9 protein-coding genes, 3 tRNA genes and 1 pseudogene are annotated in these 12,960 nt (G+C 37.3%); 2 read left to right on the top strand and 11 right to left on the bottom strand.

Annotated elements, in window-relative coordinates; genetic code table 11:
- The 3 genes and pseudogenes from ACFIJK_RS01450 to ACFIJK_RS01440 form a co-directional block, all read right to left on the bottom strand.
- Window positions 1–76, bottom strand: a pseudogene (locus tag ACFIJK_RS01450) (elongation factor Tu); the annotation flags it as partial.
- Window positions 77–256: 180 nt separating this feature from the next.
- Window positions 257–330 (bottom strand) — tRNA-Gly (locus tag ACFIJK_RS01445).
- Between the two features lie 31 nt (window positions 331–361).
- A tRNA-Tyr gene (locus tag ACFIJK_RS01440) sits at window positions 362–445 on the bottom strand.
- Window positions 446–650: 205 nt separating this feature from the next.
- Here ACFIJK_RS01440 and ACFIJK_RS01435 point away from each other — a divergent pair.
- Window positions 651–1,481, top strand: a complete 831-nt coding sequence (locus tag ACFIJK_RS01435) for a TrmH family RNA methyltransferase (protein WP_375625965.1) — start codon at window positions 651–653, stop codon at window positions 1,479–1,481.
- Window positions 1,482–1,484: 3 nt separating this feature from the next.
- Here ACFIJK_RS01435 and ACFIJK_RS01430 read toward each other — a convergent pair whose 3' ends face one another.
- The 6 genes from ACFIJK_RS01430 to ACFIJK_RS01405 all read right to left on the bottom strand — a co-directional run bounded on the left by ACFIJK_RS01430 (window position 1,485) and on the right by ACFIJK_RS01405 (window position 7,458).
- Entirely contained in the window at window positions 1,485–2,210 is a 726-nt protein-coding gene (locus ACFIJK_RS01430; protein WP_375625963.1) for a rhomboid family intramembrane serine protease, read from the bottom strand.
- Between the two features lie 879 nt (window positions 2,211–3,089).
- The gene (locus tag ACFIJK_RS01425) at window positions 3,090–3,515 is read right to left on the bottom strand and encodes a DUF2155 domain-containing protein (RefSeq protein ID WP_375625183.1); all 426 of its coding nucleotides are present in this window, start codon (window positions 3,513–3,515) and stop codon (window positions 3,090–3,092) included.
- Window positions 3,516–3,604: 89 nt separating this feature from the next.
- Window positions 3,605–4,003 carry an NADH:ubiquinone oxidoreductase subunit NDUFA12 gene (locus tag ACFIJK_RS01420; protein WP_375624962.1) on the bottom strand — a complete coding sequence of 133 codons (399 nt, stop codon included), beginning with the start codon at window positions 4,001–4,003 and terminating at the stop codon, window positions 3,605–3,607.
- A gap of 181 nt (window positions 4,004–4,184) precedes the next feature.
- Window positions 4,185–5,684: an Asp-tRNA(Asn)/Glu-tRNA(Gln) amidotransferase subunit GatB gene (gene gatB, locus ACFIJK_RS01415; protein ID WP_375624963.1), complete on the bottom strand. Its 1,500-nt coding sequence runs from the start codon at window positions 5,682–5,684 to the stop codon at window positions 4,185–4,187.
- 128 nt (window positions 5,685–5,812) lie between these two features.
- Window positions 5,813–7,240 (bottom strand): trigger factor, encoded by a 1,428-nt coding sequence (gene tig, locus ACFIJK_RS01410; RefSeq protein WP_375625960.1) that lies wholly within the window; start codon window positions 7,238–7,240, stop codon window positions 5,813–5,815.
- A 135-nt stretch (window positions 7,241–7,375) separates the two neighbouring features.
- Window positions 7,376–7,458: transfer RNA gene (locus tag ACFIJK_RS01405), tRNA-Leu, on the bottom strand.
- A 134-nt stretch (window positions 7,459–7,592) separates the two neighbouring features.
- On the opposite strand from ACFIJK_RS01405, the gene trmFO reads away from it, so the two are divergent.
- Window positions 7,593–9,005 (top strand): methylenetetrahydrofolate--tRNA-(uracil(54)-C(5))-methyltransferase (FADH(2)-oxidizing) TrmFO, encoded by a 1,413-nt coding sequence (trmFO, locus tag ACFIJK_RS01400; protein ID WP_375625958.1) that lies wholly within the window; start codon window positions 7,593–7,595, stop codon window positions 9,003–9,005.
- 986 nt (window positions 9,006–9,991) lie between these two features.
- Here the strand turns inward: trmFO and ACFIJK_RS01395 are convergent.
- Both ACFIJK_RS01395 and lon read right to left on the bottom strand, forming a co-directional pair.
- Window positions 9,992–10,270 carry an HU family DNA-binding protein gene (locus ACFIJK_RS01395; RefSeq protein ID WP_012231443.1) on the bottom strand — a complete coding sequence of 93 codons (279 nt, stop codon included), beginning with the start codon at window positions 10,268–10,270 and terminating at the stop codon, window positions 9,992–9,994.
- Between the two features lie 231 nt (window positions 10,271–10,501).
- A complete protein-coding gene (gene lon, locus ACFIJK_RS01390) occupies window positions 10,502–12,928 on the bottom strand; it encodes an endopeptidase La (protein WP_375625956.1) in 2,427 nt (808 codons plus the stop codon).
- Between the last annotated feature and the right edge of the window lie 32 nt (window positions 12,929–12,960).

Raw genomic sequence — 12,960 nt, 5'->3', positions numbered from 1 at the left:
TCTTCCCATGATCAACGTGACCAATCGTACCAATATTAACATGCGGTTTTGTTCGTTCAAACTTGCTCTTCGCCATCGCTATTAATCTCTTGTTTTATTCCCTATTTTTGTTAGCACCTAGGGACAGTCCTGCAAAACTCAATCCGATTAGGCTGTAACCAGCTCAATCACCACAACTCTTAGACGGAAAACCCCACCCAATCTATAAATGGAATATCCTCCATCATACCTATTTGCCCAATCACCAACAACTATTTGGAGCGGGTAGCGGGAATCGAACCCGCATATTCAGCTTGGAAGGCTGCTGCTCTACCATTGAGCTATACCCGCATGACTCACATACAAACTCTCCTTCGATGAATGGTGGAGGGGGTTGGATTCGAACCAACGTAGCATACGCAACGGATTTACAGTCCGCCCCCTTTAACCACTCGGGCACCCCTCCATTACACCGGTAAAGTCGCGCAATGAGACATTACGAAAACCATCTTGAATACCCATTCAATTCAATCTGATTGCGAAGTGGTTATGACGATTACTATTGTATCTGTCAACAGAATAAATACAATTCTGTACAAATTTCCTGCTCATAACTTTAAATCATAAATTTTTTCTCTCTATTTTTCTTATTAACACGCTATAAAGAAGCTATGAAAGAAAAAACATCACAAAATTCTCATTATGCTCGTTTACGTCGCCGATATCGCGATACAAAAAGCTCTTCTTCTCGATCTTTTACACACCTAAAGAAGAAAGCTGCTTCTTTACACCAAGGGATAATCCATCTTTATGGCATTCATTCTGTTCAGGCAGCTTTAGAAAACCCAAAAAGAATTTTAAAATGTCTTTACGTTACACAAAATGCCTTAAAACGATTAAATATATCCGAATCAGATTATCCTTGCTCTGTTACATTATGCACCCCCAAATATCTTGATTCGCTTGTTGGAAGTGAGGCTGTTCATCAAGGTATTGTTTTGGAAACTCTCCCCCTCAAACCATGCAAACTGTCGGAACTAACCAATACTGATCTGGTCATTGTCATGGATCAAATTACTGATCCGCATAATGTTGGCGCTATTATGCGCTCTGCAGTTGCATTGAAAGCTAAAGCGCTTATTACAACTTGCCGTCACTCTCCCCACGAAAACGGTGTTCTTGCAAAAGCGGCATCTGGAGCTCTGGAAATGATTCATTATATTACCGTACGAAACCTCGCTGAAGCTCTTCAAGAACTTCATCAAACAGGTTTTACAAGCTTTGGTCTTGATTCAGAAGGGCACAAACCTCTAGAAACAGCATTAACAGGGAATAAAATTGCTCTTGTTTTAGGAGCAGAAGGTAAAGGTTTACGTAAAAAAACACGTGAAACCGTTTGCGCTTTAACACGCCTTGATATGCCTGGAAATATTAAATCATTAAATGTTTCAAATGCAGCAACAATAGCGCTTTATGTGGCACATAAATATCTTAGATTCTAGTTTTTAATTTTTTTGTGAAACATCAAAAAAACCAACCAACAAAAAACCTGCAAGAAATCCGCCAATATGAGCTTCCCATGCTATTGAGATGCCATTTTCTTCAAACAAAATAGAAGAAATACCTATAATAAAATCAGCCATCAGCCATACACCCATATAAACGAGCACCCCCTTAGAACACAGAGCTTTTTTAATGGACAATAAAGGTCCCAAAAGTTTTTCGTTCTGCGCATTGACAGCTAGATTACCACTAGGAAAACCGTAACGTGCAATAGCACCCATCATTCCAGATACGGCACCTGACGCCCCAATAAGTGATATGGTACTTTCTTGATGAAATGTAAAATAAGTCAAAACAGAAATAACTGCCGTTAACACCCAAAAAATTAAAAAACGCAAAACACCAAAATGCCTTGCTAAAGGAGAGCCAAAAACCAAAAGCCAAACCATATTAAGAGCAACATGTTTAAAACTACTATGCATAAATGAATAACTCACCATGGTATAACAGAGTGCTACAGGATCCCTCTTAAACAATGCTGGTATAAATGAAAAAAACTCAAGACTTTCAGTATAAACCTGATGAGAGAAAAAATACTGAGAAATGCAATAAAGACAAAAACAAAATGCTATCAAAACAACTATAATAAATGGAACATTCAACAAGGGTTCTTTAGGTTGTTTCGGCAATCGGGAAACATCATTATGTTGGTGACTAAAAACTTTCATTGTATAAAATCTCGTATTTTTCAGAAAATGGGTTATTCTTTATACAAAATAAATATACCACTCCCAGTGATACAGAATCTTTTCAACGCCTCTTCGGAGCCCCTTTTTCAATAGCTCTACATGAAAACACGTGTATTTTATACAAAAGATTTTAAAAAGCATGGATACCAAGAATATGATTTACAAACTTAGTGGTATCCTGCTTACTTAAATGTGAAGTTATCATACAATACACAAGAACTTACGAATAGATAAACTCACTTATGAGGTGGTGTATAATCAAAATATATAAACATTGTTTTCTTACTAGAAATATATTGATCATTGCATTTTTTAACTAAGCTATACTTCGATTGATAAACTTTAAATAATCTTAAATCTCAATTTTTCCATTAATATAGCTTGCATTGCTTCTACTCTTTGAATGAAAAACGACATCTCTATGAGAAAAAACTACCAACACAGCTTTCTCTAGATATACTCATTGGTGTTTCATGATGAATTACTCTCTTGATAGCCTTTTTCCCTCATAAATGCAAAAGCGTCAGTCCATCTCTTTAACAAATATAAACAAGCCTTTCATTTCAACCTCTAACAGATATAATTCAAGAACTGTCTCCTATGAAACACTGAAAAAATACGTTGGTTCTAATGATGCATCTTTGAATTTAAACAGTTCATGAAGGAAATTTTTATTCCTTATCTTAGAGAATCTTATCTGCACATCCGCCACTTGTAATGCGCAAGAGAATAATTTGGATTAATTCAATATAGAAAAATTTTAAATGAGGCAATCATAGGAATTTGAACCTCCTATTAAGTTGTAAAATGATAAATGACCATTATAAATCAATGTATTATAAATAGATAACACACTCATCATTGAAGAGGAAGATCTTGAGAATTCTGCTTGCAATCCTTTAACCACACATCATAAATAGGATGCTCAACAGCATTCAAACCAGGACTATCTGCAAACATCCATCCTGTAAAAATACGCCGTATTTTTTTATCTAATGTCACTTCATTGACTTCAACAAAACCAGTTGTACGCGTTGGTTCATCTTTAGAGCTCGTATAACACGCACGTGGTGTTACCTGTAATGCACCGTACTGATAAATTTTACCAAGAGTAACTTCAAAACGTGTGGTCCGCCCCGTGATTTTGTCAAGACCTGCAAAAACAGCAATTCCATTGCTAATACGTTCAGCACGCACCCCATTATTTAAGGATAAAAACACTAAAATTCCCATTAAAAAAATATATATAAAATGCCTCACCCCTAACAATAAAAAAAATCTCATCATATCAAAATTAATCGCACCTTAAAAAATAATTCTTTTCATAACATAGATTCAAATAAGACAAAAATATACGAGCGCATTAAAACATTTTATTTTTTAGGTGACCACGCATCATAATCTTCATGCACACAAGAACGCTCTCCACTGGAGGTGATAGCCCCCTTTGGTCGATAGCTCTCACTTGTTCCTGTCATATTTGCAACATGGGGCTTTTCCCATTCATAAGGATGATAATCCTCCTGTGTTGGTGGAGAATCACAGCGATGATGAATCCAGCCGTGCCAACCTGGTGGAATAGTAGAGGCCTCAGAATAGTCTTTATAGATAACCCAACGGTGCGGATAACCATCCTTATGAAGTCCCCCTTCATAATATATATTTCCAAATTGATCTTCCCCTATCCGCTTACCTTTGCGCCATGTGAAAAAACGCGTACCAATAGTATTGCCATTCCACCATGTGAAGATTTGCTTAAAAAAACGAGCCATCTGCTATTCCATTCATTTAGTGCGCTCATGAAATTAATCGTTGGAATAAAACTGTTAACGATTGAAATTACCGAAAAAGTTACTAGGAAATTCAGCTACAATTCCAATTGATAGGATAACGTGCTATCCCTTAATTTCAAGAAGATATCATATGTATGGCTTCTTCTCCACCCCATAAAATTTAATCTATGCCAAGTTTCATCTTAACCAATTCATTAACAACTTGAGGATTTGCCTTACCACCTGTTGCTTTCATTACCTGTCCAACAAACCAACCAGCTAGAGCGGGTTTCTGTTTTGCTTGCGCAACTTTATCAGAATTATTAGCAATGATTTCATCAACGGCTCTCTCAATTGCCTTTGTATCCGTCACCTGCTTCATATTTCGCTCTTCTACAATTTGGCGTGCATCTCCCCCCTCATTCCAAATAATCTCAAAAAGATCTTTGGCAATTTTTCCAGAAATAACTCCTTCTTTTATGAGATCAATAATGCTTCCCAATTGATTTGGCGATACTGGTGACTCTTCAATCTCACGATTATCTTTATTTAAAGCCCCTAAAAGGTCATTAATCACCCAATTGGCAACCATTTTTCCATCACGCCCACGCGCTACTTCTTCAAAATAATCAGCAATAGCCTTTTCCGTCACAAGAATGGAAGCATCATACACTGTCAATCCCATTTCCTTAACAAAACGTGCTTTTATAGCGTCAGGCAATTCTGGTAAGTCTTCTGCCAAAGCATCCACAAATGCCTGATCAAATTCTAATGGTAAAAGATCAGGATCAGGAAAATAACGATAGTCATGTGCTTCTTCTTTTGAACGCATAGAGCGCGTTTCACCTTTAGCCGCATCAAAAAGCCGAGTCTCTTGATCTATGACTCCTCCCTCTTCTAAAATTGCGATCTGACGACGCGCTTCATACTCAATTGCTTGACCAATAAAGCGAATAGAATTAACGTTTTTAATTTCACAGCGCGTTCCAAAATTTTCACCAGGACGACGAACAGATACATTGACATCTGCACGCATAGAACCTTCATCCATATTGCCATCGCAAGTGCCCAAATAACGAACAATCGTACGCAATTTTGTCATATAGGCTTTGGCTTCATCTGATGAACGCATATCAGGTTTGGAAACAATTTCCATAAGAGCAACACCAGAACGATTAAGATCTACAAAAGACATCGTTGGATGTTGATCGTGCATCGATTTTCCAGCATCCTGTTCAAGATGCAACCTCTCAATTCCCACTTCAATATCTTCAAATTGGCCATTCGAATCTGGACCAACAGATATGATAATCTTTCCCTCTCCCACAATGGGATAGCGAAATTGAGAAATTTGATACCCCTGCGGTAAATCTGGATAAAAATAATTTTTGCGATCAAAAACAGATTTTAAATTAATATGCGCCTTTAATCCTAACCCCGTTCGAACCGCTTGACGGACACATTCTTGATTAAGAACAGGCAACATACCTGGCATGGCTGCATCAATGAGTGATACATGATTGTTCGGCTCTGCACCAAATTTGGTTGACGCTCCTGAAAAAAGTTTCGAATTTGATATGATTTGCGCATGAACTTCCATGCCAATGATGACTTCCCAATCACCTGTAACTCCAGAAATAAAACGCTTAGAATCAGGAGTACGCGTATCAATGATGCTCATTGCCAATCCACTACCAATATTTTAAAATACACTCATGGCTTATCTAAAACCATTCTCTCAGTGCAATCATAGGATATAAATCTTACAAAAAGCCCGATTCTATCGGGCTTTTTCTGTTTGCATAAATATTAAGCTTTTTTAGGAGCCTTTTTCTTAACTGATGTTTTCTCTGTAGAGGTTTCTTTCACTGCAGATTTTTTCTTTGCCGGCTTTTCTTCAGGGACATCTGATTCGTCATATTCTTTCATCAACTCTTCAACCGTCACTTCTTTATCTGTGACTTTTATCTGTGCTAATAAATGATCAATGACCTTTTCTTCAAAAATTGGAGCACGTAGATTTTCAACAGCTTCCGGAGTCCTGCGGAAAAAATCCATAATCTCTTTCTCTTGTCCAGGATACTGACGAACCTGATCAAAAACGGCTGCTTTTAGCTCATCCTCACTAACTTTAACACCAACCTTCATTCCAATTTCAGAAAGCACCAAACCAAGACGAACACGACGTTGCGCAAGGATACGATATTCCTCCCGTGCCTTTTCTTCTGTAATACCTTCATCTTCAAAACTGCGCCCAGCCTTTTTCAAATCATCATTAACCTGAGCCCATATATTGTTAAACTCAATCTCTAAAAGTTCTTCAGGAATCTCAAAATTATAATCAGCATCTAAAGCATCAAGAATTTGACGCTTAACTTTTTGACGTGTCACTGAACCATATTGGCTCTCAATCTGTCCACGAACGACCTCACGTAAGCGATCCAGAGACTCTAAACCAACTTTTTGTGCTGCTTCATCATCAATTTTTAATTCATCTGGTTTAAAGACAGCTTTGACAGTAATGTCAAACTCTGCTTCCCGTCCGGCCAAATGTGCTGCACTGTAATTATCAGGAAATTTAACAAAAATCGTTTTTGCATCCCCAGCTTTCACACCAACCAATTGCTCTTCAAAACCAGGAATAAATTGTTTTGACCCAAGAATCAGTTGTGCATCACTATCTGCCCCACCTTCAAATGGAGCGCCTTCAAGCTTACCTTGATAATCTATGGTAATACGATCACCTTCTTCAGAAGCCCCCTCTTTTAGGGAATAATTACGCGTAGAAGAAAGGACGCGATTGATTTGATCATCAATATCCTGTTCAGGAATAGTTGCAATTTCACGGATAACCTTAATATGTTCAAAATCTTTAATTTCAATTTTTGGTAAAACTTCATACTTTAAACTAAAAGTAAAATCAGCTTTGCCATCTAGAATTTTTTCATCTTCATCTATATCAATTTTCGGCTGCATCGCTGCACGTTCATTGCGATCTGCTAAAATAGACCGAGGCGCATCACTGAGTATCTCATTGAGAATCTCCGCCATAAAGGATTTACCATACATTTTTCGCAAATGCCCACTAGGCACTTTACCGGGACGAAAACCATTAAGCTTGATTTTTCCCTTGGTATCATCCAATCTTTCATTCAACTTTTCTTCTAAATCTTTCGCTGGAACCACGATCTTAATTTCGCGCTTCAGTCCTTCATTAAGCGTCTCGGTAACCTGCATTAAACACCTTCATTTTCCTAAGGAGAGGGATAAACCCACTCTAATAATCATTACATTCTAACACTTCGAGTGTTACATTTACCATGAAGCGGAATTTCAGACACGTAGAAATCCGTAGCACTTAAGGGATTGCTTTGGTGCGGATGGAGGGACTCGAACCCCCACGGTCTCCCGCCAGAACCTAAATCTGGTGCGTCTACCAATTTCGCCACATCCGCTCAAACTTACAAGCTAATAACCTTATACAAGCGGCGTTTCTATACCATTAATTACAGAAAAAAAGCAAACAAATATATTAAAAAAAACAAAATCTATGCTTTTCATACATAACTGCTTACGCTAAAAGTCAATTATGTTAAAGACATTTGATATCCCAATTCATATCATCGGTGGCGGTCTTGCGGGGTGTGAAGCAAGTTGGCAAATCGCTCAGTCAGGAATTTCTGTTGTTTTGCATGAAATGCGACCCGAAAAAAAATCAGATGCCCATAAAACCGATAATTTGGCAGAACTGGTTTGTTCAAATTCATTTCGTTGCGATGATTCATTAACAAATGCCGTAGGGCTTTTACATGCTGAAATGCGATTAGCGAAATCGTTAATTATGAAAGCTGCTGATGCCAACAAAGTTCCCGCAGGTAGTGCCCTTGCTGTTGACCGTGATGGATTTTCAAAAACTGTTACGACAGCACTCGAAAACCATCCTCTTATAACAATCAAACGTGAAGAAGTTCAAGAAATTCCTAAAGCTTGGAAACATGTTGTCATTGCAACGGGTCCCCTTACATCGCCTGCACTTGCTCAAGAATTACAAGCAATAACCGGTATAAAAGCTCTTTCTTTTTTTGATGCGATTGCACCTATTATCCATACCGATAGTATTGATATCAACATTTGTTGGTATCAGTCTCGCTATGATAAAATTGGTCCTGAGGGAACAGGAAAAGATTATCTTAATTGTCCCCTCAACAAAGAACAATATAAAACATTCGTTGAAGCATTAAAAAATGCTGAAAAAACAGAGTTTCGTGACTTTGAAAAAACGCCCTATTTTGATGGATGCCTCCCCATTGAAATTATGGCTGAGCGCGGACTTGAAACGTTAAGACACGGTCCTATGAAACCTATGGGCTTAACCAATGCCCATAACCCTACAGTTAAACCTTATGCTGTCGTTCAATTACGCCAAGATAATAAACTTGGAACGCTTTACAATATGGTCGGCTTTCAAACAAAACTGAAATATGGTGAACAAATTCGCATTTTTAGAATGATTCCCGGTCTTGAAAAAGCAGAGTTTGCGCGTCTTGGTGGTCTTCACCGCAATACCTACCTCAACTCGCCAATTATTCTTGATCAAACCCTTCGTTTAAAACAAAAAAAACAACTACGCTTTGCAGGACAAATTACCGGATGTGAAGGTTATGTAGAATCAGCGGCAATAGGGCTTCTTGCTGGACGTTTTGCTGCTGCCGAATATCATCATATTTCCCCTTGCCTACCCCCACAAACTACAGCATTCGGAGCCCTTTTGAATCATATTACGGGGGGACACATCATAGATGAAAAAGCAGAAACACAGTCCTTTCAGCCAATGAATATCAATTTCGGACTCTTTCCCCCTATTGCTTCTATTAAACATTCAGGAAAACGCCTAGCAAGTAAAGAAAAAAAATTAGTAAAAAAACAAGCCATAACAGCGAGAGCTCTCAATGATTGTACTCAGTGGTTAGCAGATAAAGAATCAAAGAGTTTCTGTTTATAAAAAACACACGATTCGCTTCTCATCTACTGATATGACTCTCGTGAAAAAATCATTCTAAAGCCTTTTAATGGCTGTCTCTCCCAATCAATAAATACTACCTACGTTTCATCATTTATTCAATTATGTAGGTGCTTGTAAAATAACTTTTGGCTATAAAAAACCTTTACCGCTACCAACAATTTATATGATTTAATAACTAAAAATAAAATAGATGGAAAATACACAAGCAATACTGTACTATCTCTATTGATTGATAGTTTTTATATTATGTAATGTAATTAGTTTATAGAAGAAAAACGCTCGCTTGCATATCACAAGTGAAATAAAGATATGGAAAAAATATTTGTAGGATAGAGCTTGATCTGTCTCTTCCCTCTTAAATGCCAAGAAAAAACATAATATTGAAAGTGAAATCTGATTATCATAAGATTCTTTCATTTCAGATTCTCTTATAATAAATCGATAAAAATTATCCTCTTGGTGCGTCACAAGCAAGCTTGGCGTATAAGTAAAAGAATAAAATTACCCCTTATGCACTCGTCTCAGATATTGAGGGCTAGTCGCAACATTATAGGAACTGAGAAAAATAGTACAATGGCACCAATATGCGCTTTTATTAAGCATAAATGGTGGTATATAATAACTTTTATACACTTCACAGAGTTTTTTGCCTCATACTATTTACGGGTCTTATTTTTGAAATAAACACCGTAACACTTCAGCGTAATAAAAGTTAACATTACATTTTATAACCCATACCAGTACTTCACTAATACAGTGCAATATTTTATTGAAATGTCTAAAAACAATATATTTTAAGCTGACAGTACTTTATACAACACTTAAAATCATTTTCAAAAATACCAGCAATAAATGAAAATAAAAAATACCGCAAAGATCTCAAAATATTATATAAAAAACACGCATAATACATGTGTAAAAAAAACCCGCTTATAAATAAATCGGGTTTTTTAATGTCGCTTAAATTATTTTTTATTAACTGCTTCTTTAAGGCTTTTTCCTGCAGAAAATTTGGGTACAGAACGTGCTGGAATATCGATTTCAGCACCAGTTGAAGGATTACGCCCCTTTGTTGCAGCACGATGAGAAACTTCAAAAGAGCCAAAACCAGGAAGACGAACATCTCCTCCTGAAGCCAAAGCTTCTGTTACAGAAGCCATAAAAGCATCAACAACAGCACCAGCTTGCGCTTTCGAAACACCTGCCTTTTCAGCAACGGAGCTAACCAATTCACTTTTATTCATAAAATATTTCCTTTCCCTATATTACCTGACAACATGACTTAATCATGTTATTGGTCAGTTTATTGAAAAGTACAACAAACAGAAGTCTTATTTTTATCCAAAACATTGTTTTTTTAGCAATAATCACAGTTATTCACGGAATTTTTTACTTTTTCCAACAAAAAACAGAATAATAACCTCAACAACGCCTTCTGCCACCTAAAAAATGTCGTTATAAATGAGATAAGTGAATCAGTGTGCAATCTGTATTCCTTCACTATCACTGCTCTCTGACCGGATTGGGACAGCCACCGTAGAGGGTTCTTTCCATTCAATAGTGTCTGGAAAACGAACCAAAGCATGTTTCAAAACTTCACTCACATGATTTACCGGAATAATTTCCATATTATTTTTGACATCGTCAGGAATATCAACCAAATCTTTTGCGTTTTCTTCAGGAATAAGTACTTTTTTTATCCCTCCTCGAAGAGCTGCTAGGAGTTTTTCTTTTAATCCACCAATTGGTAAAACGCGTCCACGTAAAGTAATTTCACCAGTCATTGCAATATCTTTATGCACAGCTACTCCTGTAAGAACCGAAACAATTGCTGTCACCATTGCAATCCCAGCAGATGGGCCATCTTTTGGCGTCGCACCCTCTGGAACATGAACATGGATATCGCGTTTTTCAAAAAGTGGAGGTTCAATACCAAAATCAACAGCACGAGAACGTACATAAGATGCTGCCGCTGAAATGGACTCTTTCATAATATCACGTAAATTTCCAGTTACAGTCATCTTACCTTTGCCGGGCATCATAACTCCTTCAATGGTCAATAACTCTCCACCAACTTCTGTCCACGCAAGGCCTGTCACAACACCAATTTGATTTTCTCCTTCAATCTGATTGTAATGATAACGTTTAACACCCAAGAAATCATGAATATTATTTTCTGTAACTTTTACAGATTTTTGATGCGTTTTGAGAATTTTAGTAACGGATTTGCGGGAAATTTTCATGAGTTCACGCTCAAGGTTACGAACGCCTGCCTCACGTGTATAAAACTGAATAATTGACCTTAGTGCTCCATCAGAAATACTGAGTTCTTTTTTAGACAAACAGTGATCTTTTAGTGCCTTTGGTAAAAGATGCTGTTTAACAATTTCCATTTTCTCACATTCAGTATAACCAGCAATACGAATAATTTCCATACGGTCCATTAACGGACCTGGAATATTAAGCGTATTGGCAGTTGTGATAAACATGACATCAGAAAGATCATATTCAACTTCCAAATAGTGATCAATGAATGTACTGTTTTGTTCAGGATCAAGAACTTCTAATAAAGCGGATGAAGGATCTCCACGAAAATCTTGTCCCATTTTATCAATTTCATCAAGCAAGAAAAGCGGATTAGATTTTTTTGCTTTTTTCATAGACTGGATAATTTTTCCAGGCATCGAACCAATATATGTTCGGCGATGTCCGCGAATTTCTGCTTCATCCCGCACGCCTCCCAATGAGATACGAACATACTCACGCCCCGTCGCCTTTGCAATAGAGCGCGCTAATGATGTTTTCCCTACACCAGGAGGACCTAACAAACAAATAATAGGACCTTTTATCTTTGACGCGCGACTTTGTACAGCCAAATATTCAATAATTCGCTCCTTAACTTTTTCAAGACCGAAATGTTCATTATTCATGACCTTTTCAGCAAAATCTAAATTGTTTTTAATCTTAGATTTTTTACCCCAAGGCATTGCTAATAACCAATCAAGATAGTTACGGACAACTGTCGCTTCTGCAGACATAGGAGACATATTCCGTAATTTTCTCAATTCTGCCCCAGCTTTTTCCTGTGCTTCCTTAGATAGTTTTGTATTCTTGATACGTTCTTCTAATTCAGAGAGCTCATCTCGGCTATCATCACCTGCCCCTAACTCTTTTTGAATAGCCTTCATCTGCTCATTGAGATAATATTCTCGTTGGTTTTTTTCCATTTGCCGTTTAACATGCGAACGAATACGTTTTTCAACCTGCAAAACAGAAATTTCTCCTTCCATGAAGGACAGAACACGTTCAAGACGGGTCCGTACAGGTAAGAGCTCTAGTATTTCCTGTTTTTCTGCAAGTTTAATCATCAAATGAGAAGCAATCGTATCGGCAAGCTTAGAAGGATTATCAATCTGACCAATCGCATTAACAACTTCAGGAGAGATTTTTTTATTAAGCTTTACATAGTTTTCAAAATAAGCAATCACTGACCTTGAAAGAGCTTCAATCTCAACATCACTCTCTCTAGATTCTTCTGTAACAGTCGCATATGCCTGATGATAACCTTCACTTAAAGCAAATTGACTAATTTTTGCACGTGCAGTTCCTTCAACCAAAACCTTTACAGTACCATCAGGAAGCTTTAAAAGTTGAAGAATATTAGCAAATGTACCAATATGATAAATATCCTCTGATTTTGGATCGTCATCAGAAGCGTTTTTTTGTGTCACCAAGAGTATTTGCTTGTCAACCGCCATCGTTTCTTCAAGAGCACGAATTGATTTTTCGCGCCCCACAAAAAGTGGGACAATCATATGGGGGAAGACAACAATATCACGAAGAGGTAAAACAGCATAAACCCCATCTCTTACTTCATCTGTCTTTTCATCAATATATTGCATAACTCTCCTTTCTGGAGCCTATGAGCTATCTA

The organism is Bartonella sp. PS17NMGDW, assembly GCF_042193555.1.
GTDB lineage: Bacteria > Pseudomonadota > Alphaproteobacteria > Rhizobiales > Rhizobiaceae > Bartonella > Bartonella grahamii.
The sequence above is the reverse complement of the archived record's forward strand: the minus strand, read 5'-3'. Positions and strand labels throughout refer to the sequence as shown.

Coding starts and splice junctions, on each gene's coding strand:
- ACFIJK_RS01435 (WP_375625965.1), top strand. CDS start 651: ATGAAAGAAAAAACATCACAAAATTCTCATTATGCTCGTTTACGTCGC.
- ACFIJK_RS01430 (WP_375625963.1), bottom strand. CDS start 2,210: ATGAAAGTTTTTAGTCACCAACATAATGATGTTTCCCGATTGCCGAAA.
- ACFIJK_RS01425 (WP_375625183.1), bottom strand. CDS start 3,515: ATGAGATTTTTTTTATTGTTAGGGGTGAGGCATTTTATATATATTTTT.
- ACFIJK_RS01420 (WP_375624962.1), bottom strand. CDS start 4,003: ATGGCTCGTTTTTTTAAGCAAATCTTCACATGGTGGAATGGCAATACT.
- gatB (WP_375624963.1), bottom strand. CDS start 5,684: ATGAGCATCATTGATACGCGTACTCCTGATTCTAAGCGTTTTATTTCT.
- tig (WP_375625960.1), bottom strand. CDS start 7,240: ATGCAGGTTACCGAGACGCTTAATGAAGGACTGAAGCGCGAAATTAAG.
- trmFO (WP_375625958.1), top strand. CDS start 7,593: ATGTTAAAGACATTTGATATCCCAATTCATATCATCGGTGGCGGTCTT.
- ACFIJK_RS01395 (WP_012231443.1), bottom strand. CDS start 10,270: ATGAATAAAAGTGAATTGGTTAGCTCCGTTGCTGAAAAGGCAGGTGTT.
- lon (WP_375625956.1), bottom strand. CDS start 12,928: ATGCAATATATTGATGAAAAGACAGATGAAGTAAGAGATGGGGTTTAT.